General features: G+C 67.8%; 18 protein-coding genes and 1 riboswitch. Of the genes, 10 read left to right on the plus strand and 8 right to left on the minus strand.

Features of this window, described 5'->3' with window-relative positions; genetic code table 11:
* Positions 1 to 87: 87 nt before the first annotated feature.
* The 3 genes from ACIOKD_RS28615 to ACIOKD_RS28625 are packed head-to-tail and all read right to left on the minus strand — an operon-like array spanning position 88 to position 2,101.
* A complete protein-coding gene (locus tag ACIOKD_RS28615; protein ID WP_402089724.1) occupies positions 88 to 1,227 on the minus strand; it encodes a cystathionine gamma-lyase in 1,140 nt (379 codons plus the stop codon).
* Entirely contained in the window at positions 1,224 to 1,715 is a 492-nt protein-coding gene (locus ACIOKD_RS28620; RefSeq protein ID WP_402089726.1) for a low molecular weight protein-tyrosine-phosphatase, read from the minus strand. Before ACIOKD_RS28620 ends, ACIOKD_RS28615 begins: the two co-directional genes overlap by 4 nt.
* An 8-nt stretch (positions 1,716 to 1,723) precedes the next feature.
* Positions 1,724 to 2,101, minus strand: coding sequence for a phage holin family protein (locus ACIOKD_RS28625; protein WP_402089728.1), 378 nt, complete (start codon positions 2,099 to 2,101; stop codon positions 1,724 to 1,726).
* A gap of 60 nt (positions 2,102 to 2,161) precedes the next feature.
* On the opposite strand from ACIOKD_RS28625, the gene ACIOKD_RS28630 reads away from it, so the two are divergent.
* From ACIOKD_RS28630 to ACIOKD_RS28645, 4 genes are all read left to right on the plus strand, one after another.
* Positions 2,162 to 2,479 carry a cupin domain-containing protein gene (locus ACIOKD_RS28630; protein ID WP_381834445.1) on the plus strand — a complete coding sequence of 106 codons (318 nt, stop codon included), beginning with the start codon at positions 2,162 to 2,164 and terminating at the stop codon, positions 2,477 to 2,479.
* A gap of 173 nt (positions 2,480 to 2,652) precedes the next feature.
* On the plus strand, positions 2,653 to 2,865 hold the full coding sequence (locus ACIOKD_RS28635; RefSeq protein ID WP_398287251.1) for a DUF5326 family protein: 213 nt from the start codon (positions 2,653 to 2,655) through the stop codon (positions 2,863 to 2,865).
* A 315-nt stretch (positions 2,866 to 3,180) separates the two neighbouring features.
* The gene (locus tag ACIOKD_RS28640) at positions 3,181 to 3,906 is read left to right on the plus strand and encodes an IclR family transcriptional regulator (protein ID WP_402089993.1); all 726 of its coding nucleotides are present in this window, start codon (positions 3,181 to 3,183) and stop codon (positions 3,904 to 3,906) included.
* Between the two features lie 99 nt (positions 3,907 to 4,005).
* On the plus strand, positions 4,006 to 4,446 hold the full coding sequence (locus tag ACIOKD_RS28645) for an SsgA family sporulation/cell division regulator (RefSeq protein WP_402089730.1): 441 nt from the start codon (positions 4,006 to 4,008) through the stop codon (positions 4,444 to 4,446).
* Between the two features lie 162 nt (positions 4,447 to 4,608).
* Here ACIOKD_RS28645 and ACIOKD_RS28650 read toward each other — a convergent pair whose 3' ends face one another.
* Positions 4,609 to 6,090, minus strand: coding sequence for a YibE/F family protein (locus ACIOKD_RS28650; protein ID WP_402089732.1), 1,482 nt, complete (start codon positions 6,088 to 6,090; stop codon positions 4,609 to 4,611).
* Positions 6,091 to 6,161: 71 nt separating this feature from the next.
* A riboswitch (TPP riboswitch) is annotated at positions 6,162 to 6,318 on the plus strand.
* On the opposite strand from ACIOKD_RS28650, the gene thiC reads away from it, so the two are divergent.
* Positions 6,311 to 8,230, plus strand: coding sequence for a phosphomethylpyrimidine synthase ThiC (thiC, locus tag ACIOKD_RS28655; RefSeq protein WP_402089734.1), 1,920 nt, complete (start codon positions 6,311 to 6,313; stop codon positions 8,228 to 8,230). Its footprint overlaps the riboswitch before it by 8 nt.
* Before the next feature lie 638 nt (positions 8,231 to 8,868).
* Positions 8,869 to 9,054 (plus strand): DUF397 domain-containing protein, encoded by a 186-nt coding sequence (locus tag ACIOKD_RS28660; protein WP_402089735.1) that lies wholly within the window; start codon positions 8,869 to 8,871, stop codon positions 9,052 to 9,054.
* Positions 9,055 to 9,152: 98 nt separating this feature from the next.
* Here the strand turns inward: ACIOKD_RS28660 and ACIOKD_RS28665 are convergent, their stop codons facing one another.
* From ACIOKD_RS28665 to ACIOKD_RS28680, 4 genes are all read right to left on the minus strand, one after another.
* Entirely contained in the window at positions 9,153 to 10,229 is a 1,077-nt protein-coding gene (locus ACIOKD_RS28665) for a helix-turn-helix transcriptional regulator (protein WP_402089737.1), read from the minus strand.
* A gap of 264 nt (positions 10,230 to 10,493) precedes the next feature.
* Entirely contained in the window at positions 10,494 to 11,366 is an 873-nt protein-coding gene (locus ACIOKD_RS28670; RefSeq protein ID WP_402089739.1) for a hypothetical protein, read from the minus strand.
* A 184-nt stretch (positions 11,367 to 11,550) separates the two neighbouring features.
* Entirely contained in the window at positions 11,551 to 12,777 is a 1,227-nt protein-coding gene (locus ACIOKD_RS28675) for a metallophosphoesterase family protein (protein WP_402089995.1), read from the minus strand.
* A gap of 176 nt (positions 12,778 to 12,953) precedes the next feature.
* Complete coding sequence (locus tag ACIOKD_RS28680) at positions 12,954 to 14,066, minus strand: LacI family DNA-binding transcriptional regulator (RefSeq protein ID WP_402089741.1); 1,113 nt, start codon at positions 14,064 to 14,066, stop codon at positions 12,954 to 12,956.
* A gap of 432 nt (positions 14,067 to 14,498) precedes the next feature.
* On the opposite strand from ACIOKD_RS28680, the gene hisC reads away from it, so the two are divergent.
* The 4 genes from hisC to cydD all read left to right on the plus strand — a co-directional run bounded on the left by hisC (position 14,499) and on the right by cydD (position 22,074).
* A complete protein-coding gene (gene hisC / locus ACIOKD_RS28685) occupies positions 14,499 to 15,605 on the plus strand; it encodes a histidinol-phosphate transaminase (protein WP_402089742.1) in 1,107 nt (368 codons plus the stop codon).
* A gap of 299 nt (positions 15,606 to 15,904) precedes the next feature.
* Positions 15,905 to 17,410, plus strand: a complete 1,506-nt coding sequence (locus ACIOKD_RS28690) for a cytochrome ubiquinol oxidase subunit I (protein ID WP_402089744.1) — start codon at positions 15,905 to 15,907, stop codon at positions 17,408 to 17,410.
* Positions 17,411 to 17,430: 20 nt separating this feature from the next.
* Positions 17,431 to 18,435 carry a cytochrome d ubiquinol oxidase subunit II gene (cydB, locus tag ACIOKD_RS28695; protein WP_402089746.1) on the plus strand — a complete coding sequence of 335 codons (1,005 nt, stop codon included), beginning with the start codon at positions 17,431 to 17,433 and terminating at the stop codon, positions 18,433 to 18,435.
* A gap of 144 nt (positions 18,436 to 18,579) precedes the next feature.
* Positions 18,580 to 22,074 (plus strand): thiol reductant ABC exporter subunit CydD, encoded by a 3,495-nt coding sequence (cydD, locus tag ACIOKD_RS28700; protein WP_402089748.1) that lies wholly within the window; start codon positions 18,580 to 18,582, stop codon positions 22,072 to 22,074.
* Positions 22,075 to 22,101 lie beyond the last annotated feature (27 nt).

Raw genomic sequence — 22,101 nt, forward strand, 5'->3', positions numbered from 1 at the left:
GAACCGGGGCGGTCCGAGCCACGAGGGGGGAGGCTCGGGCCGCCCGCTGTGCGTAGTGCTACTACTGGCAGGTCACTCAGTAAGCGCTCACTTCGCGGACTCGTCGAGCGCCCGCCGGACATCCGCCGTCAGGTCCTCCGGATCCTCGGCACCGACCGAGAAACGGATGAAGCCCTCCGGGACCGCGTCGCCGCCCCAGCGTCCGCGCCGCTCGGCGGTCGACCGCACCCCGCCGAAGCTCGTCGCGTCGTCCACGAGCCGCAGGGCGTCGAGGAAACGGTCGGCACGCGCGCGCGTGGGCAGGGTGAACGACACCACACATCCGAAGCGCCTCATCTGCTGCGAGGCGATCTTGTGCGAAGGATCGCCGGGCAGCCCGGGATAGCGGACCGCGAGCTCCTCGGGCCAGTCCCGCAGGGTCTCGGCGATCACCTGGGCGTTCGCGTTCTGCCGGTCCACCCGCATCTGCAGCGTGGCGAGCGAACGGTGCGCGAGCCATGCCTCCATAGGCCCCGGGATCGCCCCGACGATCTTGCGCCAGCGCCGTACGGAGGCCATCGCCGAGGCGTCGCCACCCGTGACGTACCCCAGGAGGACGTCTCCGTGCCCGGTGAGCTGCTTGGTGCCGCTGGCCACGGAGAAGTCCGCGCCCAGCTCCAGCGGCCGCTGCCCGAGCGGCGTCGCCAGGGTGTTGTCGACCGCGACGAGGGCGCCGCGCGCGTGGGCCGCCTCGGCGAGCCGTCGCACGTCGCACACATCGAGCCCCGGGTTCGACGGGGTCTCGATCCACAGCAGCTTCGCTCCGTCGAGGACGTCGAGCTGGGCGTCGCCGCCGGTCGGCGCCGTGCGCACCTCGATGCCGTACGCCTCCAGCTGTCCGCGTACGAGCGGCAGGACCTGGTAGCCGTCGTCGGGCAGCACGACCGTGTCGCCGGCGCTCAGCTGGGAGAAGAGGACGGCCGAGATGGCGGCCATGCCGGAGGCGAAGACGAGCGTCTCGACGCCGTCCCGGTCCGGAGCCTCCAGCTCGCCGATGGCGCGCTCCAGGTGGGTCCAGGTCGGGTTCTCGTCGCGACCGTAGGTGTAAGGGCCGGTGGGATCGCCCGGCAGATGGAAGTGGGCGGCGAAGACCGGGCCGGGGAGGGTGGGCTCGTGCTTGACCGGCTCGGGCAGTCCAGCCCGCACGGCGCGCGTGCCGTCACCCGCTCCCTCGAAAGAATGTGTCATGCCGCCAGTCCCTCCACTTGCTCGCGTACAGCGGCGAGCAGTCCGGGGCTCGCCGCCTCCACCATCTCAAGACACTCCTCGAAACCGTCCATCCCCCCGTAATAGGGATCCGGTACGTCGCGATCGGCTCCGGCGGCGAAGTCGTACGAGCGCAGCAGCCGGACCTTCTCGGCGTCGACCGGGGTCGGCGCGAGGCGGCGCAGGGCTTTCAGGTGGCTGGAGTCGAGAGCTATCACCAGGTCGAGTCGGGAGAACCAGTCGGGCCGGAACCGGCGGGCCGCATGGCCGCTGCCGTAGCCGTTCGTCTCCAGCACGGAGACGGTGCGCGGGTCGGCGCCGTCACCCTCGTGCCAGCCGTCGGTACCCGCGCTGTCCACCTCGACCAGACCGTCGAGCCCCGCCTCGGCCACCCGCGCGCGGAAGACGGATTCGGCCATCGGGGAGCGGCATATGTTGCCGGTGCATACGAAGCACACGCGATAGGGCATCGGGTCGCTCAGTCCTCGTCGGGAAGGACGACGTTCAGGGCCCAGGAGACGATCGAGATGATCAGACCGCCCAGAACGGCGGTCCAGAAACCGTCGACGTGGAAGCTCAGATCGACCTTGTCCGCCAGCCACGAGGTGAGCAGCAGCATCAGGGCGTTGACCACCAGCGTGATCAGCCCGAGCGTGAGGATGAACAGCGGGAATGTGAGGACCTTCACGACCGGCTTGACCAGGAAGTTCACCACTCCGAAGAGCAGCGCGACGAGCAGCAGCGTGCCGATCTCCTTGCCCGTGCTGTCCCCGGTCAGGGTGATCTTGTCGAGCAGCCACACCGCCACCGCCAGGGCGCCCGCGTTGGCGATCGTCTTGACTACAAAATTCTTCATGTGTCTGATCGTGACAGAAGAGATCGGATACGAGCAGCGGGGCAAGGGCGGACAAGGGCGATGAAAGCATTCCGGCTGGACGAACTGGAGGCGGAGCGCGCCGCCAACGACGGCGCGTACCTCCAGTTCCTGCGTGAGAAGAACATGTCGGTCGGCCTGTACGCGCTGGACGCGGGCGCACAGGACCCGCAGCAGCCCCACCGCCAGGACGAGGTGTACCTCGTCGTCAGCGGCCGTGCCGCGATCACGGTCGGTATGGAGACGACGCAGGTGGCGCGCGGCAGTGTCGTGTACGTACCCGCGGGGGTGGCTCACAAGTTCCACCACATCAGCGAGGATCTGCGGGTCGTCGTGGTCTTCTCTCCGCCGGAGAGCTGACGTCCGCCTCAGGGTTCCCTAGGGGAACGGTCAGGGGAGGACAAGGGGTGCGAGGCCCCCATCGGCACCCCTGCCGCGCCTAGCATCGAGGCAGGACGTTCGTGGCCCGCCGGCACGGCGGGAACGATCAGGGACAGCACTCGGAAACGGGCAGAGAGACAAGGACAAGGGCGATGCGAGAGATCTTCGCGGGGATGCCGTGGTGGGTTAAGTGGATCGCGGTGCCGGTCATCGCTCTGGTCGTGTTCGGCGGCCTGATAGCGAGTGTCGTCGGATTCGTGATCGGCCTGCTCTTCAAGTTGCTGCTCTTCGTGGCACTGGTCGGCGGACTGATCTACGTCGTACGGAAGTTCATGTCGGGCTCCTCGTCGAGGAGCGACTGGTAGACGGGCGGCACGGGGGACAGGTGATCCGCCGGATCTCATCGTCCGGCAGGCCCTCACCGCTGAGGGGAACGTCAGTTCCCTCGGGTGGGGGAAGTTTTCGAGGCATGTCATCAGCGATCGGTGGCAGACGGTTAAAGTCCGGAACTCGCCGCGGGGTTGATCCTCGGGAGCGGCGTTTCGAACCCACCCGTGTCACACCCTCGCGCGGGCGGCCCCCTCGCGCTTCGGGAGTGACCTTTGGCCACGGTTGACACCGCACCCGCAGGACCGAAGGTTTCCGGCTCCGAGCCGCATCCCACGACCCTCATCGGTTCGGTGCAGCGTGCGATGCGTCTTCTGGAGTCCGTCGCGCGTCACGAGCACGGGGCGCCCGCGAAGCAACTGGCTCGCGAAGCCGGACTCGCTCTCCCCACGGCGTACCACCTGCTGCGCACCCTGGTGCACGAGGGATATCTGCGCCGCGAGAAGGGACTGTTCTTCCTCGGCGAGGCGGCCGAGCGGCTGAGCCGCAGCGGCGCCCAGCAGAAACGTCGCAGCACGATCGCCGATGCCTTGGGAAGCTGGCGCGATTCGATCGGTGCGCCCGTCTACTACGCGGTCTACCGCGGCGGGGAGATCGAGGTCCAGTGCGTCGCCGACACCCCGGGCAACCCCGCGGTCGAGGAGTGGGCGGACTTCCGGGAGACGGGGCACGCGCACGCGATCGGCCAGTGTCTGCTGTCCCAGCTCGACGCGGAGGGGCGCAGGGACCACCTATCCCGCTATCCCGTGCGATCCGTCACGCCGTACACGGTGCGTGACGATCAGACCTTGATTCGCCGTCTCGAATCGACCAAACGTATGCAGCCCATGATCGAACGTCAGGAGTACGCGCTGGGAACGGTCTGCGCCGCGATCCCGCTCACGCTGGGCAGCACGGCGGCCACGGTGGCCATCTCCATGCCTTCCCACCAGGCCGATCGACTGCTGCCCGCGGCGCGGCGACTGCAGAGCGAGATCGACCAGTTGCTGGGGACGCTCTCCGTCTCTATCAGCATCTGAAAACTCACTCCTTGTGATCTGGTGTACACGTTAAGCAAGATGCCAGAAGTGTTTAGGTGGACGATTCCCGGCCATGGACGGCAAACGACGGGGTAGGCGATGCGCGAGTCGGTAGTACAGGCAGAGGTCATGATGAGCTTCGTCGTCTCGGAGGAGCTCTCCTTCCGCATTCCGGTGGAGCTGCGTTACGAGACCTGTGATCCCTATGCCGTGCGTCTGACCTTCCACCTGCCCGGTGACGCTCCGGTGACCTGGGCCTTCGGCCGGGAGTTGCTGATCGACGGTGTGGGCCGGCCGTGCGGGGACGGAGACGTGCACATCACTCCCTCGGACTCCGAGAGTTTCGGCGATGTGCTGATCCGGCTTCAGGTGGGCGTCGACCAGGCTCTGTTCCGCTGCGGTACGGCACCTCTACTGGCGTTCCTCGACCGTACGGACCGGCTGGTCCCGCTGGGCCAGGAGCGCTCCCTCGCCGGCTTCGACACGCATCTGGACGAGGCCCTGGACCGCATCCTGGCGGAGGAACAGAGCGCGGGGTGACGTGGCGGCGGCCGAAGTGAGGGAACGCTTCCGCGCTTGTCGCCGCCCGCTGCCCAACCGCGCACCGCCCGCCGCCCGCGGTCGGCCGACAGCCGGTCCCGCGCGGGCGGTGTCCCTGTTCCGGGGCCCAGAAAAACGGTCAGCCCCGGTGCCGTGCCGGCTTCAGTGCTTGCGGCGGCGGCCGCTCCCACCGCGCAGCGGTGCCTTCGCCCCGGACTGCGGCTGCGGCTGCGGCTGCTGGACCGGGGCAGCGTCGCCCAGGCGGTCGGCCGAGACCACCAGGGCCGCGAGCGCCGTCGTGACCGGCACCGAGGCGACCAGCCCGATCGAGCCGACGAGCGTGCGGACGATCTCCGCGGCCACCAGTTCACTGTTGGCCACCGCCCCCACGCTGCTCTGCGCGATGGAGAAAAGCAGCAGCAGAGGCAGCGCCGCGCCCGCGTAGGCAAGGACGAGCGTGTTGACGACAGACGCGATGTGATCGCGTCCGATACGGATGCCCGCGCGGTACAGCCCTCGCCAGCCCATCGTCGGGTTGGCCTCGTGCAGCTCCCAGACCGCCGACGTCTGGGTCACCGTGACGTCGTCGAGCACTCCGAGCGAACCGATGATGATCCCCGCGAGCAGCAGACCACTCATGTCGATGGACGGGTAGAGGCCGTGGATCAGGCCGGTGTTGTCGTCGGTGTTGCCGGTCAGCGCGGCCCAGTCGATGAACACTGAGCCGAGCAGCCCGATCAGCACCAGGGACAGCAGCGTGCCCAGTACGGCGACCGACGTCCGGGCCGAGAGACCGTGGCACATGTAGAGCGCGATCAACATGATGGCGCTGGCCCCGACGACCGCCACGACCAGCGGATTCGACCCCTGAAGGATCGCGGGCAGGATGAAGAACGTCAGGATCATGAAGCTGACGGCCAGCGCGATCAGCGCCATGACACCGCGCATCCGGCCCACCACGACCACGGCGAGGGCGAAGATGCCGGCGAGCAGCGCCATGGGGAGCTTGCGGTTCACATCGGTGACCGAGTACTGGAGCTCCTTGGGGGCGTCGGGCGCGTACGCCACGATCACCTCCTGGCCCTGCTCCAACTGGCGCGAGGAGTCCGGCTGGACGATCTCCGTGAAGGTACGGCCCTTGTCCTTGCCGGAGTCGACCCGGATCGTCGCCTTTTTGCAGGTGCCTGAGTCCTGTTGCTGAGCCGATGAGCCCTCGGCCGTCGAGGTGTCACCGGTCGGAGTCCCGCCCGAGGCGTTCACGGACTTGCAGTCGACCTTGTCGACCTTGGTCACGGTGGCCTGCTGGGTCTGCCGGTCGAAGCCGACACCCGTGCGCTCATGACCGGGGGCGCCGCCCGGCCAGAGCACAGCGAGACCCACAACGACCGCCACGGCGAAAGGAATCAGCACCGCCGCGATGATCTTGCGCAGGTGCATGGAGACAGGGGCCGCGGGGCCATGACTGTGCGAGTGGCCGTGCCCGCCGCCGACAGGTCCGTCGCCGTCGCCACCGCCGGGCCGGTCGCCACCGCCTCCGGGGCCATGGGATCCATGTCCAGGTCCGCCGCCGTGACCGTGGCCGTCGTGGCCGTGTCCGTGGGGCGATTCGGACGGCGGAAGTGGGGGCTGCTGCGTCGTGGTCACCGACCGATCATCGCAAGAACGAGAGAGGCCCACTGTTCACCGCGCCCATTGTGACGCTAGCGTGGAAGCACCTTTGCACACGCGGGAGCTCGGAGCACCGGGCTGAGAGGGCGCTGACCTCCGTATCCGCGATGTTTCACGTGGAACATCGCCGGACGGGAAACGCTGCGTCGACCGCCGAACCTGTTACCGGGTAATGCCGGCGTAGGGAGTAGGTCTCATGACCAACAAGGACGTACGCACGCCTGTCTCCAGTCAGACGGGCGGGGCGCCCGCCTCGGCCGACGGAACCGAGCTGTCCGCGGCGGCCGAGCACGACGGCGCAGCTGCTTCGCCCGAGAACGACGAAGCCGGTAACGATGAAACCGGTAACGATGAAGCCGGTAACGATGAAGCCGGGAAGTCCATCGGCTGGCACAAGGCGTATGTCGCGGGCTCGCGCCCCGATCTTCGGGTGGCGGTCCGTCAGGTGCACCTCACCAACGGTGAATCGGTCACCCTGTACGACACCTCCGGCGCGTACACCGATCCGGTCGTCGACACCGACGTACGCAGGGGTCTGGCGCCCCTGCGCGACAACTGGATCATCACCCGTGGCGACACCGAGGAGTACGCGGGCCGTCCTGTGAGCCCCGAGGACGACGGGATCAAGCACACCTCGCCGCGCGGCGGACTGCGCAACCTCGACGCGGTCTTCCCGGGGCGCCTGCGTCTGCCCCGCCGGAGCCGTGACGGGCAGGCGGTGACGCAACTCGCCTACGCACGGCGGGGCGAGGTCACGCCGGAGATGGAGTACGTGGCGATCCGGGAGAACGTCGGCCCGGAGGTCGTCCGTGAGGAGATCGCGGCAGGCCGGGCCGTGCTACCGGCCAACGTCAACCATCCGGAGATCGAGCCGATGATCATCGGCAAGCGGTTCCTGGTGAAGGTCAACGCCAACATCGGCAACTCCGCGGTCACCTCCTCCATCGAGGAGGAGGTCGACAAAATGACGTGGGCGACGCGCTGGGGCGCCGACACGGTGATGGACCTGTCGACCGGCCGCAACATCCACACCACCCGTGAGTGGGTGCTGCGCAACTCCCCCGTCCCCATCGGCACGGTCCCCCTCTACCAGGCACTGGAGAAGGTCGACGGGCGTGCCGAGGAACTCACCTGGGAGATCTACAAGGACACGGTCATCGAGCAGGCCGAGCAGGGTGTGGACTACATGACCGTCCACGCGGGTGTGCGTCTGCCGTACGTCCCACTGACCGCGAACCGCAAGACCGGCATCGTCTCGCGCGGCGGCTCGATCATGGCGGCGTGGTGCCTGGCGCATCACAAGGAGTCGTTCCTGTACGAGCACTTCGAGGAGCTCTGCGAGATTCTCGCCGCGTACGACGTCACGTACTCGCTGGGCGACGGGCTGCGGCCCGGGTCGATCGCGGATGCCAATGACGCCGCGCAGTTCGCGGAGTTGCGCACCCTCGGAGAGCTCAACAAGGTCGCGAAGCGTTTCAACGTACAGACCATGATCGAGGGCCCGGGGCATGTCCCGATGCACAAGATCAAGGAGAACATCGACCTTCAGCAGGAGATCTGCGAGGAGGCTCCGTTCTATACGCTGGGCCCGCTGACGACCGACATCGCCCCGGCGTACGACCACATCACCTCCGGCATCGGTGCCGCGATGATCGCCTGGTGGGGCACGGCGATGCTCTGCTACGTCACGCCCAAGGAACACCTGGGCCTGCCCAACCGTGACGACGTCAAGACGGGTGTCATCACCTACAAGATCGCGGCCCACGCGGCGGACCTCGCCAAGGGACATCCGGGCGCACAGGAGTGGGACGACGCGTTGTCGGACGCCCGCTTCGAGTTCCGCTGGGAGGACCAGTTCAACCTGGCCCTGGATCCGGACACCGCCCGGGAGTTCCACGACGAGACCCTGCCGGCCGAACCGGCCAAGACGGCGCACTTCTGCTCCATGTGCGGGCCGAAGTTCTGCTCTATGAAGATCAGCCACAGCATCAACGAGCAGTTCGGCGGTACGGCGTCCGCGGGGGCCTCGCCCGAGGAGGTCGCCGACGGGATGCTCCAGAAGTCGAAGGAGTTCGCCGCCGCGGGTAACCGGGTCTATCTGCCCATGGCCGACTGAAACGGGCCGCCCGTCGGCTCGGGTGCCGTACGGGCGCCTCTTTGGCCGATCGAACGGTCATGGTGCCGTGGTGCCGAGGTCCTGGACGATGCTTTCCAGGACCTCGGTGGTCCGGCCGACGCCGGCTCGCGGATGAGGCCGGTGATGAAAGAGGGACGCTATTTCTTTTCGAGCCACCAGATCAGTAACGAGACTGCTCCGGCCCCAAGTGCCGTGCAGGCTCCCTTGAATGCGTTGGCGCCTGCGGTGCGCGCCCATTGCTTCCAGTTCGTTGAGCTGGTCTTGTGTGGTGAGTAGCCCTCCGAGATGGAGTCTGTAGACTCCATGGCAGAGCTCCTTTCGGTTTCGCAGACGAGGGTGCTTGGCGTGAGGGAGTCCGTGACCTGAAGCTTGCCGGCCGGGTCGCCGGGCTCCCTTTTGCTGTGTTCACTCGGAACAATCTTGGTTTCTTTTCGGCCAGGCGTTTGAGCACCGAGGCCGATATTTTATTGTGTTTGCGGGCCATATACCTCCATTTATCGTCATGTGCTGGGCGCTCGCGTGCATCTTGGCAGTGCTGATGTCGGCGCCCATAATGATTTGGATGCCGAAATGCCTCGGCATCGCCATCCAATGGTTGGTGCAGACATGGGGGTTGCATGCGAGTCGAGGATGCTGAGGTGCGATGGCGGAAGAGCTCGGCCACTAACGGAGGAAATTGCGTCGAGGTGGCTCTCGCTGATCACGTAGCCGTTCGCGATTCACATTTTCCCGACCGGGCGCTACTGGGTTTCAGTACTCATGCCTGGCGATCATTCCTTTCTGAGCTGAAAATTTCCGATTGAGGACCTTGCTTTTTAGCGGCTTGCTCTGCTGGCTCTTCGGGTTTGTTTTCAGGTCGGCCAGTGACGTTCCGTGACATGCTCCCCTGCTGTCTTCAGTGTCACTCCTGACCGAACAGAAACTCTCTCGTCACTTCAGTCGCGACCCCCCTCTCCACATCCCAGAAGATATCGAGATAGTCTGTCGGGCGACGTTGTGACGTGCGCCCAAGAGCCTTCTCGCTCAGAATGGCTTCGCCGTCTGGGTTCTCCAAGTAGACGACCATCTCGTCCTCGTCCTCGGGGAACTCGAAGAGGGCATAAGGCGAGCCGAAGCGCGGATAGATGCCGACGCTGAAGGGGACGGTCAGTACCGTGACTTTCGGCATCTCATTGATTGTCAGCAGCTTTTCGAACTGCTTGTCCATGGTCTCGGGTGATCCCACGGTCCTGCGGATCACGGCTTCGTCCAGGATGAAGAAGGACTCCGGGCCATCCGGCTGAATAAGACGGTCCTGGCGTTCCAGGCGCAGTTGCACGAGTTGCTCGGTCTTCTCCGTCCCGAAGTCGAGCCGGTTCAGGACCACACGCATGTACTCTTCGGTCTGCAGCAGGCCGGGCACCAGGTTGGGCTCGAAGTTTCTGATGATCGACGCGGAGCTCTCGTATCCGAGGTACGTCTCGAAGTCCTGGGTCACCCACGGGCGGTACTGGTCCCACCACGGCGGCCGTCGTGCGGCACGCGCCATGTCTGTCAACACCTTGACCTGCGCCTGCTCGGTGATCCCGTAGTGCTCCGCGAGCACCCGCACGTCGGTGACCGACACGCCGACCGTGCCCGCCTCGATCCGAATCACCTTCGAGGGTGACCAGTCCAGCTGCTCCGCCACCTCACGCTGCTTCAGCCCCGCGCTCTCCCTCGCCTTCTTGAGGCGGTCACGCAGTCGTGCACGCTGGAATCCGGGCTCTTCCTGTGGCACCGAGGTCTCCGTCCTGACGCTGTTGGCGTTGTCCGTCAGTAGGCTAGTGGCCTCAAGGCGACCAGGCACGCCGCTTACGGCTGCTCGGCGGATGGTGAGGACACTGTCTGCTGCCGCCCCGAACGCCTGGACCCCATGAGCCGCAAGGCTCAGCGCCTGCTGACTCAACGCCGCCAGCCTGCCTGCTTGTGTACTGAGTGCGTGCTGCTGGATTGCCACATGGCATATAGCATCCTTCGCGCGCACGAATAAAACAAGCCCACCTGCGAATCTGTGCAGCAGAGTTGATTTATGGGGCTTGATTTACGGCGGGGCCCTATTTTTTTATCGTGGTGATACATGACGCAGGAGACGTAAGTGCATGCTCTGGCGAAGCGCACGCTCTGGCGACATAACTGGGGGGACGTAAAAAGAAAAGATCGACGACGGATTTCCGTCGTCGATCATTCTTGCCAGGACGGGCGGTATCGGCGGGCCCGGACCCTACTCCGGAGCGTGCTCCGGTCCCCCGAAGTCCGGGCTGCTGAAGTCCGGGCTTGAGTAGCTGGGGCGGGGACCCGCTGCCGCACCCCCGTCAGGGCTGCTGAAGCCGGGGCGGTCGTAGCCGAGCTGCGGCATCCGGCTGACAGGTGCCGTCGGCTTCGTCCGGCCGAGTGCCGCTGTACCCGGGCCGGCGAGAGCCTCCCTGAGGAACGGCATGAGGCCGCGCTCCAGGAGGGCTTCGTGCCAGGCTTCCCTGGCCAGGGTGACCTCCTCGCTCCGCTCGCCGTGCACACCGGCCTGGAGCGAACTGGCGCCGTTGCGCAGTGCGGCGAGCAGCAGGCAGACGGCGGCGACCAGGATCGAGACCGCCGTGATGGCGCCGAAGACCCAGCCGGTGGTGAGAAGGGTCCGTGCGATGCCCGGCTGGGGGTCGAGCATCTTCAGGATGTAGCCGACGAGCAGGAAGATCGCCGCGGCGGTGCCGGCGAGGACCGGGGCGAGCACGGCGACAACCGCGGCGGCACCGGCCCCCGCGGTCTCGGCGACTTCCCCCATGGCGGTGGCGAGCCCCACCGCGCTCGTGCCCGGATCCGAGGAACTGGTGGATCCTTCGCGGACGGGAGGGGCGGACGGCGCCGGCTGGCGCAGTTCCTCGCGAACCTTCACATAGTGCTGGTACTCGCTCGCCGCGGCGGCCGTGATGAGCGCGGTGGCGTTGAGTGCCATCGTGCGCAGTTGTTCGGGGTTGAGCCGCTGACCGACAGCGGCGAGTTCCGGACGGTGTGGTGCGGAGCGCAGCGCCTCGTCGAGGATCCGCTCGTACTCTTGGCGGTCCTCGTTCAGCAGGTGCTGCGGAACGCTGTTCATGTGCATCCCCCGATGCTCCGTAGGGCTGGGTGACTCGGCATGCTGACGAGCCGTCGGGCAGAAACGGAGGGGAGCCTGCTACGGATAAGCCGATGGTAGAGCGATGACGGCACAGGGTGACAGGGGGTTTCCAGAATTTGCCCCGGGACCGCACGCGTCCTCCATCGCAGGACGTGTGCCCCGTGAACGCTCAGCTATCCAGGGGGAGCTGTTGGACCAGCAGCTTTCCGGCCATGGTCACGCCGCCGTCCATCGCGATCGCGAGCTTGTCGGCGTACACATGAGGTTCTTCGACCGCGAGAGCCGGTGACCTCTCCCCGTCCTCCGATCCGACTTCGCCCCGGAGATACGGAATGGGGCTGTGACCATGGACGATGCGTGAACCGCCGTAGGTCTCCAGCAGGGAGCGGACCGCCTGCGCACCGCCGTCGTCGCGGAACGCGAAGCGCTTGGTGAACTTGCGGAAGAGGTCCCAGCACTCGTCCGGGTCATTGCGGGTGAGGGTTTCGCGGATGGTGTCGTTGACCGCTTCGATGGAGTCGCCGTAGTCGAGATAGGCGGTCGTGTCGGAGTGCACGAGCAGATGCCCGTCCGCCAGTTCCATCGCGTCCAGGCGGGCCATCCACTGCAGATGATGGTCCTGGAGACGCTCCATGTCGGTTTTCTGGCCGCCGTTGAGCAGCCAGGCGGCCTGGAAGGTGGCGGTTCCCGCGCCGGAGTTGACGGGGGCGTCCCCGAACCGCCTGGCGCCCAGGAGCAGCAGTTCGTGGTTGCCCATCAGCGCCTTGCAGTAGCCGCCGACCGCGGCGGCCTCCGCGGACAGCCGCATCACGAGGTCGATGACGCCGATCCCGTCGGGGCCTCGGTCGGTGAAGTCACCGAGGAACCACAGCCGGGAGGTGCCGGCCGCCCAGCGGCCTTCGAGGTCGATGAGCCCCTTCTCGTGCAGCGCGGAGACGAGTTCGTCCAAGTACCCGTGCACGTCACCGACGACGTACAGCGGACCCGGTCCCTCCTCGGGCTGCGGAATCTGCCCGGCCTCGGGGTCGACCGGCATCTGAACCGTGTCACCGCGGTTGATGACCGGCAGATCGCGCTCCGTCGGCGTGTAGCCCTCCGGCTCGGCGGCGGGGACGCCGGCCTCACCGTGCGGCGGCCCGCCCGCGTAGGAACCGGATCGGACGTACGGCTCCGGGGGTCCGGTGTACGGGTCGGCGGCCTGGTCGTACGGCTCGGCGGAGCGGTCGTACGGTTCGGCCGGCCGGTCGTACTGCCCGGGCGGTGCCGGGTGCGGTCCGGGTGGCTGCGCGTACGGACCGGCTTCGTGGACGTACGCCGGTACGCGGAAGTCGCGCACCGTCGGCGTCCGCATCTCGGGTCCCTGACCGGCCCCCTGAGTCATCGACCCCTCCACCACCATCGCGCCGCATCTGCACCGCGTCGGACTGCCTGGTCGCAGCGGCCCGCGGTGTCGTCCGCCCATCATAGGAATGCGGATCGCGCCATGTGATGACCCAGGGGTGGTGAATCGGAGCAGAACCCCAGTTCACCGTGGTTTTCTACCGAATTGAGGGGGGCTTTCCGCGTCGGAGGTCACCCCTGCTCCGGAGACCTCGGGGGACTGACGGTCGTCCGTGGCGACCGTCGTTCGGAGGAGGTGCGCACGATCAGCTCCGTCGGTATCACCTGCTCGACCGGTTGGTCCGATTCGACCCCCTCGATGGCGTCGATGAGGAGCTGGACCACGGCCGTGCCGATTCGTCTCGGTTTGAGCGAGAGTGTCGTGACGGGCGGTTCGGTGCTGGCGTAGACGGTGGACTCGCTGCAGCACACGAGAAGCAGGTCGTCCGGTACGCGCAGGCCGTAGCGCCGGGCCGCCGCGAGGAGGTCGGTGCCGTTCGGGTCGAACAGGCCGTAGACGGCGTCGGGCCGGTCGGGCCGGGCGAGCAGCCGGTCGGCGGCCACCGCGCCCGCGCACGGATCGTGCGCGGGATAGGCCTCGTACACAGGATCCTGGCCGACGCGCTCGCACCAGCGGAGGTACGCGGTCGTGGAGAGATGGGTGTACGTGTCGGTGGTCGTCCCGGTCAGCAGGCCGATCCTGCGGGCTCCGGCGGCGGCCAGGTGGTCGAGGATGCCCAGGACCGCGGCTTCGTGGTCGTTGTCCACCCAGGCGGTCACCGGCAGCGAGCCGGCCGGGCGGCCGTCCGAGACCACCGGTAACCCCTGGCGGACCAGTTCGCTGACGACCGGGTCCTGGTCGGAGGGGTCGATGACGACCGTCCCGTCCAGGGCCACGTTCGACCACACGTCGTGGCGTGAGGTCGCTGGGAGGATGACCAGGGCGTAGCCCCGGGCGAGCGCGGCCGAGGTGGCGGCTCTGGCCATCTCCGCGAAGTACGCGAACTCCGTGAAGGTGAAAGGTTCGTCCCCGTAGGTCGTCACGGTCAGGCCGATGAGGCCCGACTTGCCGGTACGGAGGGTTCGGGCCGCCGCGGAAGGCCGGTAGCCCAGCCGATCGGCGACCTCGCGGACATGGCGTCTGGTGGCGTCCGGGAGCCGTCCCTTGCCGTTGAGGGCGTCGGAGACCGTCGTGATGGAGACTCCTGCGGCCGCGGCCACGTCTCTGATACCCGCCCGGCCCGGCCGGTTTCCTCGACGGGAGGTTTCCGACCGGCTCACCTGGTGCTTCCCTGCTGCTGTCATGGCGAGCCGATAGTAGGGCTCATGCGGTGGGGTAGTGCGGACGCATATGCACTCGTTGACAGGCACGTTTCTGCATGGTCATAAGTAGCCAACTGCCATGGAAAGCAAGGGCGTTGACCGATTCGATGGCAGTACGTCACTTGTCGACGCGCATGGGCCTGCTAAAGGGGCCATGTCTCGAAGAGGTCTCAACTCACCTTTACGGGGGATGCGCGCCACGGCGTGAGCTATCGGCGCGGGCCGCGACGGGCAGCGCGCCCCCTCTTTCGTACGCCTTCGTGCGGTGATGCCCGGGAGTGCGCACACGGATCTTCGTTGCCCGGCCGGGAGGTCGGTCCCGGCCGTACTCAGGGGTCTCGAATCCTCTTAAGGTGAGCAGTAATGACAGCCGGTGGTGGTGATGAGCCGGAGACGGTCACAAGGAGGACTGCGGTGAGCGAGACGAGCCCGAAGCTGCGAGCCGAGCTGGAGGGTATCCCCACGTACAAGCCCGGGCGTGGCACATCAGCGTCCACCGCCGCGGGCGCGGCGGTCTCGGACGGTCCGGCGGCGTACAAGCTGTCCTCCAACGAGAACCCCTACCCGCCGCTGCCGGGTGTGCTGGAGAGCGTGACCGCGGCGGTCGAGGCCTTCAACCGCTACCCCGACATGGCGTGCACGGGGCTGATGAGTGAGCTGGCGGACCGGTTCGGGGTGCCGCTGACGCATCTGGCGACCGGCACCGGCTCGGTCGGCGTCGCCCAGCAGCTGGTGCAGGCGACCTCCGGACCGGGCGACGAGGTGATCTACGCCTGGCGGTCCTTCGAGGCGTACCCGATCATCACCCGCGTCAGCGGGGCGACGCCGGTCCAGGTGCCGCTGACGCCGGGGGATGTGCACGACCTCGACGCGATGGCGGACGCGATCACCGACCGGACCCGGCTGATTTTCGTCTGCAACCCCAACAACCCCACGGGTACGGCGGTGCGCCGGGCCGAGCTGGAACGATTCCTCGACCGGGTGCCGGGCGATGTCCTGGTGGTTCTCGACGAGGCGTACCGGGAGTTCGTGCGCGACGCGGAGGTGCCGGACGGCGTCGAGCTCTACCGGGACCGGCCGAACGTGTGCGTGCTGCGTACGTTCTCCAAGGCGTACGGTCTCGCCGGACTGCGGGTCGGCTTCGCGATCGCTCATGAGCCGGTGGCGTCGGCGCTGCGCAAGACGGCCGTGCCCTTCGGGGTGAGTCAGCTCGCGCAGGACGCGGCGGTCGCCTCGTTGCGCGCCGAGGACGAGCTGTTCGGGCGGGTCGGTTCGCTGGTCTGCGAGCGCACGCGGGTGGTCGAGACGCTGCGCGGGCAGGGCTGGACGGTGCCGGACACCCAGGCGAACTTCGTGTGGCTGCGGCTCGGAGAGCGCACGGTCGACTTCGCGGCCGTCTGCGAGCAGGCAGGGGTGGTCGTGCGGCCGTTCGCGGGCGAGGGCGTCCGGGTGACGGTGGGCGAGACCGAGGCCAACGACATCTTTCTGAGGACGGCGGAGGTCTTCCGCAAGGAGATCTAGCCGAACTGCCGGCATCGGCTGTGGACCAAGGCCCCGGCACCCCGCGAGCGCGGGGTGCCGGGGCCTTGTGGCGTTCGTCTCGTTCGGTGCCCTTGCGTGCCCGCTGACCTGGAACTTTGCGCCGGACGTGCCACGGCCCGCAGCTGAGTACCCCCGCCTGTCATCGCTCGAACGTCCATGCGTCATAATTGCTTGTGAATGTGAACGCGTTCACAAGCGTGTCCCATTTGCTCCCTGGATGTCTGGGGCAAGGAGGGCAAACCGCCGCGGTTACCACGGCGACGTAAGGAGTTGACGACGTGGAATTGGCTTTGGCGCCGGAGACGATAGCGCGATGGCAGTTCGGCATCACCACCGTCTACCACTTCCTCTTCGTCCCGCTCACGATCTCGCTCGCCGCGCTCACCGCGGGCCTGCAGACCGCATGGGTGCGCACGGAGAAGGAGAAGTACCTCAGGGCCACCAAGTTCTGGGGCAAGCTCTTCCTGATCAACATCGCGATGGGTGTCGTCACGGGCATCGTGCAGGAGTTCCAGTTCGGCATGAACTGGTCCGACTACTCGCGCTTCGTCGGTGACGTCTTCGGTGCCCCGCTGGCCTTCGAGGCCCTGATCGCCTTCTTCTTCGAGTCCACGTTCATCGGGCTCTGGATCTTCGGCTGGGACAAGCTGCCGAAGAAGATCCACCTGGCCTGCATCTGGATGGTCTCGATCGGCACGCTGCTGTCGGCGTACTTCATCCTCGCGGCCAACTCCTGGATGCAGCACCCCGTCGGCTACCGCATCAACGAGAAGAAGGGGCGCGCCGAACTCACCGACTTCTGGCTGGTCCTGACCCAGAACACGGCACTCAACCAGGTGTTCCACAGCTTCTCGGCAGCGTTCCTGACGGGCGGCGCCTTCATGGTGGGTATCGCGGCGTTCCACCTGATGCGCAAGAAGCACATCCCGGTGATGCGGACCTCGCTCCGGCTCGGACTGGTCACCATGGCGGTCGGTGGCCTCCTCACCGCGATCAGCGGGGACACCCTCGGCAAGGTCATGTACGAGCAGCAGCCGATGAAGATGGCCGCCGCGGAGGCACTGTGGGACGGCGAGAAGCCCGCGCCCTTCTCCGTGTTCGCCTACGGGGACGTCGACAAGGGTCACAACACGGTGGCCCTTGAGATACCCGGGCTCCTGTCCTTCCTCGCCCACAGTGACTTCGACTCGTACGTGCCCGGCATCAACGACACCAACAAGGCCGAGCAGGAGAAGTTCGGCCCCGGCGACTACAAGCCCATCGTCCCCGTCGCCTACTGGGGCTTCCGTTGGATGATCGGCTTCGGAATGGCGTCCTTCTCCCTGGGCCTGCTGGGCCTGTGGCTGACCCGGAAGAGGTTCCTGCTGCCGGCCGCCCGGCGGACGGGGGAGGACGAGGTCCCGCACCTGGTGCTGCTCAAGAAGCCACTCGGGTCCAGGCTCACCCGGCTGTACTGGCTCCTGGCGGTCTGGACGATGGCCTTCCCGCTGATCGCCAACTCCTGGGGCTGGATCTTCACCGAGATGGGCCGGCAGCCCTGGGTCGTCTACGGCGTCATGCAGACCCGGGACGCGGTCTCCCCCGGTGTGTCGCAGGGCGAGATGATCACCTCGCTGATCGTCCTCACGACGATCTACGCGATCCTCGCCGTCGTCGAGGTGAAACTGCTCGCCAAGTACATCAAGGCCGGACCACCCGAGCTCACCGAGGCCGACCTCAACCCGCCCACGAAGATCGGTGGCGACCTCCGGGACGCCGACAAGCCGATGGCCTTCTCGTACTAGGCCCAGGGAGCTGCTGAGTCATGGAACTACACGACATCTGGTTCGTCCTGATCGCCGTCCTGTGGACCGGCTATTTCTTCCTGGAGGGCTTCGACTTCGGGATCGGTGTTCTCACCAAACTGCTCGCCCGCGACCGGACCGAGAAGCGGGTACTGATCAACACCATCGGCCCGGTCTGGGACGGCAACGAGGTGTGGCTGCTCTCGGCGGGAGGCGCGACCTTCGCCGCCTTCCCCGAGTGGTACGCCACGCTCTTCTCCGGCTTCTATCTGCCGCTGCTGCTCATCCTCGTCTGCCTGATCCTGCGCGGAGTCGCCTTCGAGTACCGGGCGAAGCGCCCCGAGGAGCAGTGGCAGCGCAACTGGGAGAACGCGATCTTCTGGACCTCGCTGCTGCCGGCCTTCCTGTGGGGTGTGGCCTTCGGCAACATCGTCCGGGGCGTGAAGATCGACCAGAACTTCGAGTACGTGGGAAGTCTCGGGGATCTGCTCAACCCGTACGCCGTCCTGGGCGGGCTGGTGACGCTGACGCTGTTCACCTTCCACGGAGCGGTGTTCGCCGCGCTCAAGACCCTCGGCGACATCCGGGAGCGGGCGCGGAAGCTGGCTCTGCGGCTCGGACTGGTGACGGCCGTGCTCGCGCTGGTCTTCCTGCTCTGGACCCAGGTCGAGAACGGCGACGGCAAGAGTCTGATCGCACTGGTCGTGGCGGTGGCCGCGCTGGTCGCAGCGATCATGGCGAACCAGGCAGGGCGAGAGGGCTGGGCCTTCGGGCTGTCGGGCCTCACCATCGTCGCCGCGGTCGCGATGCTGTTCCTGACGCTCTTCCCGAACGTCATGCCGTCCTCGCTGAATGACGAGTGGAGCCTGACGGTCACCAACGCCTCGTCGAGCCCGTACACGCTGAAGATCATGACCTGGTGTGCGGTGATCGCGACACCGGTGGTGATGCTCTACCAGGGGTGGACGTACTGGGTGTTCCGCAAGCGGATCGGTACCCAGCACATTGCCGACGCCGTGCACTGAGCCCGGCCGAAGCGTGCTGAGCCGAGCCAAAGCCGCGTGCCGAGGCCGATGAATCCGGGGGCGTGTTTCACGTGAAACACGCCCCACGAGAAGCAGGTGTGTTTCACGTGAAACATGCCTGCTTGACCCAAGGGTGTGTTTCACGTGAAACCGATCGACCCACGACTTCTTCGATACGCCCGCGCCACCCGGCTCTTCCTGATGGCGGTCGTGGGACTGGGAGTTGTGGGAGCGGGGCTGGTCGTCGCCCAGGCCATGCTCATCGCCGAAGTGGTGGTCGGCGCCTTCCAGCACGGACTGTCGACGGGTGAACTCCGTACGCCGCTCCTTCTGTTGGCGGCTGTCGCGGTCGGTCGAGCGCTCATCTCCTGGCTCACCGAACTCGCGGCGCACCGGGCGAGCGCGGCGGTCAAGTCGGAGCTGCGCGGGCGGTTGCTGGAACGGGCCGGAGCGCTCGGTCCGGAGTGGTTGAGCGGGCAGCGGACAGGGTCACTGATCGCGCTCGCCACCCGCGGGGTGGACGCTCTCGACGATTACTTCTCGCGCTATCTGCCGCAGTTGGGGCTCGCGGTGGTCGTACCCGTCGCCGTGCTCGCGCGGATCGTCACCGAGGACTGGGTGTCGGCGGCGATCATCGTCGGCACGCTGCCGCTCATCCCGATCTTCATGATGCTCATCGGCTGGGTCACGCAGTCCCAGATGGATCGGCAGTGGCACCTGCTGTCCCGGCTCTCGGGTCACTTCCTGGACGTCGTCGCCGGGCTGCCCACGCTCAAGGTCTTCGGACGGGCCAAGGCGCAGGCCGAGTCCATCCGGCGGATCACCGGGGAGTACCGGCAGGCGACCATGCGGACCCTGCGGATCGCCTTCATCTCGTCCTTCGCGCTGGAACTGCTCGCCACGATCTCGGTCGCCCTGGTCGCGGTGACCATCGGCATGCGGCTCGTCCACGGTGAGATGGCGCTGTACGACGGACTGGTCGTACTGATCCTCGCCCCCGAGGCATATCTGCCGCTGCGCCAGGTCGGAGCGCAGTACCACGCGGCGGCGGAGGGGCTGTCGGCCGCCGAGGAGATCTTCTCGGTCCTGGAGACGCCTGTGCGGGAGCCCGGGACCGGTGTGGTGCCCGCCTCCGGGGAGTTGCGCTTCGAGGGAGTGACGGTCCGCTACCCCGGGCGGTCGTCCGACGCGGTGTCCGACGTGTCCTTCGCGGTTGGGCCCGGAGAGACGGTGGCGCTCGTCGGCCCCAGCGGCGTGGGCAAGACGACTCTTCTCAACGTGTTGCTGGGTTTCGTCCGGCCCACGGAGGGTCGGGTCGGCATCGGGGGAGTCGAGCTCACGGAAGCCGATGTGAAGGATTGGCGTTCGCACGTCGCCTGGGTGCCGCAGCGGCCCCATCTGTTCGCCGGGTCCGTCGCCGAGAACGTACGGCTGGCGCGGCCGGAGGCGGACGACTGCGCGGTGCGGGAGGCGCTGGCCGACGCCGGGGCCCTGCAGTTCGTGGAGGCGCTTCCCGACGGAGTGCGCACGGTCCTCGGTGAGGACGGTGCCGGGCTGTCCGCCGGGCAGCGTCAACGGCTTGCCCTGGCCCGGGCGTTCCTCGCGGACCGGCCGGTGCTGCTCCTTGACGAGCCGACGGCCTCACTGGACGGGGCGACCGAGGCCGAGGTCGTGGAAGCGGTGCGGCGTCTCGCCGTCGGCCGGACCGTCCTCCTGGTCGTCCACCGGCCGGCCCTGCTGGACGTGGCCGACCGGGTGGTGCGGCTGGAACCGGCGGCTTCGGCGGACCGTGCCGTGTGGTCCGGTGAGACACGGACGCGTCGCTCCGACGTGGTGGCGTCCGTGCCCGCGGCAGGCGCGGAAAAGGCGGCCCCGCTCCCGGAGAGGCGTGGTGACGTGCTCGCGCGTGTACGTGCCATGGCCGGGCCGCGCCGGGGGCGGCTCGCACTGGCCCTTCTGCTCGGCAGTCTCGCGCTCGGAAGCGCGGTCGGCCTCATGGCCACCTCGGGCTGGCTGATCTCCAGAGCCTCCCAGCAGCCGCCCGTGCTGTATCTGATGGTCGCCGTGACAGCCACGAGGACCTTCGGGATCGGGCGGGCCGTCTTTCGGTACGCCGAGCGGCTGGTGTCGCACGAGGCGGTGCTGCGGATGCTCGCCGACACCAGGGTCGCCGTGTACCGCCGCCTCGAACGGCTGGCACCCGCGGGACTGCGGACCACCCGGCGCGGCGATCTGCTCTCGCGGCTCGTCAGCGATGTCGACGCGCTGCAGGACTACTGGCTGCGCTGGCTGCTGCCCGCCGCCGCGGCGGCCGTCGTGTCCGCCGGCTCGGTCGGGTTCACTGCCTGGCTGCTGCCCGAGGCGGGTGCCGTGCTCGCCGTCGGGCTGCTCGCCGCGGGCGTGGGCGTTCCGCTGGTGACCGGCGCCGTCGCGCGCCGCGCCGAGCGCCGGCTGGCACCGGCACGCGGTGTACTGGCGACCCGCGTGGCCGATCTCCTGACGGGGACGGCGGAGTTGACGGTCGCGGGCGCCCTGCCCGCCCGTACCGCCGAGGCGCGGCGGGCCGACGCGGACCTCACCCGCATCACCACACGTGCCGCCGCCGCCACCGCGCTCGGCGACGGGCTGACGGCGCTCATCTCCGGTCTCACCGTCACAGCTGCCGCGCTCGTCGGCGCCCAGGCGGTCGTCGACGGACGCCTCAGCGGCGTCGCGACGGCCGTCGTCGTCCTCACACCACTGGCCGCCTTCGAGGCCGTCCTGGGGCTGCCCCTCGCCGCCCAGTACCGACAGCGGGTGCGCAAGAGCGCGGAGCGCGTGTACGAGGTCCTGGACGCGCCCGAGCCCGTACGGGAACCGGAGCGGCTGGCGGCGGCGCCCGAATCGCCGTTCCCGGTCGTGGTGAAGGGCTTGGCCGCCCGATACGAGGGACAGGAGCGGGACGCGGTCGCCGGGGTGGACCTGGTGCTCGAACAAGGGCGCCGGACCGCCGTCGTCGGGCCGTCCGGAGCCGGCAAGACGACGCTGGCGCAGGTGCTGCTGCGCTTCCTGGACCCACGCGGGGGGACGTACACGCTGGGGGGCGTGGACGCGTACGGCATGGACGGTGACGACGTGCGGCGACTGGTCGGACTCTGTGCGCAGGACGCGCATCTGTTCGACAGCTCGGTGCGCGAGAACTTGCTGCTCGCACGGAAGGACGCGACGGACTCCGCGCTGCGGGACGTGCTGGGGCGGGTGCGGCTGCTCGACTGGGCCGACGGCCTGCCCGACGGGATCGACACGATGATCGGGGAGCACGGCGCACGGTTGTCCGGGGGACAGAGGCAGCGGTTGGCGCTCGCCCGTGCGCTGCTCGCGGACTTTCCCGTGCTGGTTCTCGACGAGCCCGCGGAGCATCTCGACCTGGCCACCGCCGACGCCCTCACCGCCGATCTGCTGGCCGCCACCGAGGGGCGTACGACATTGATGATCACTCACCGGCTGGCGGGCCTCGAAGCGGTCGACGAGGTGATCGTCATGGCCGAAGGGCATGTGGTGCAGCGGGGAGCGTTCGACGAGCTGGTGCGCGCGGAGGGGCCGTTGCGGGAGATGTCCGAGCGGGAGAGCCGGACGGAGATACCGGCTCTCGCACGGTGAGGGCTCCGCACAGGCTTGGCGCTCCAT

The organism is Streptomyces sp. NPDC087844 (genome assembly GCF_044742785.1).
In the GTDB taxonomy this organism is placed as follows: Bacteria; Actinomycetota; Actinomycetes; order Streptomycetales; family Streptomycetaceae; genus Streptomyces.

Bases quoted from the DNA above. Each gene is read 5' to 3' on its own strand.
- ACIOKD_RS28615 (WP_402089724.1), bottom strand. From the start codon at position 1,227: ATGACACATTCTTTCGAGGGAGCGGGTGACGGCACGCGCGCCGTGCGG.
- ACIOKD_RS28620 (WP_402089726.1), bottom strand. From the start codon at position 1,715: ATGCCCTATCGCGTGTGCTTCGTATGCACCGGCAACATATGCCGCTCC.
- ACIOKD_RS28625 (WP_402089728.1), bottom strand. From the start codon at position 2,101: ATGAAGAATTTTGTAGTCAAGACGATCGCCAACGCGGGCGCCCTGGCG.
- ACIOKD_RS28630 (WP_381834445.1), top strand. From the start codon at position 2,162: ATGAAAGCATTCCGGCTGGACGAACTGGAGGCGGAGCGCGCCGCCAAC.
- ACIOKD_RS28635 (WP_398287251.1), top strand. From the start codon at position 2,653: ATGCGAGAGATCTTCGCGGGGATGCCGTGGTGGGTTAAGTGGATCGCG.
- ACIOKD_RS28645 (WP_402089730.1), top strand. From the start codon at position 4,006: ATGCGCGAGTCGGTAGTACAGGCAGAGGTCATGATGAGCTTCGTCGTC.
- thiC (WP_402089734.1), top strand. From the start codon at position 6,311: ATGACCAACAAGGACGTACGCACGCCTGTCTCCAGTCAGACGGGCGGG.
- ACIOKD_RS28660 (WP_402089735.1), top strand. From the start codon at position 8,869: ATGCGAGTCGAGGATGCTGAGGTGCGATGGCGGAAGAGCTCGGCCACT.
- ACIOKD_RS28670 (WP_402089739.1), bottom strand. From the start codon at position 11,366: ATGCACATGAACAGCGTTCCGCAGCACCTGCTGAACGAGGACCGCCAA.
- ACIOKD_RS28680 (WP_402089741.1), bottom strand. From the start codon at position 14,066: ATGACAGCAGCAGGGAAGCACCAGGTGAGCCGGTCGGAAACCTCCCGT.
- cydB (WP_402089746.1), top strand. From the start codon at position 17,431: ATGGAACTACACGACATCTGGTTCGTCCTGATCGCCGTCCTGTGGACC.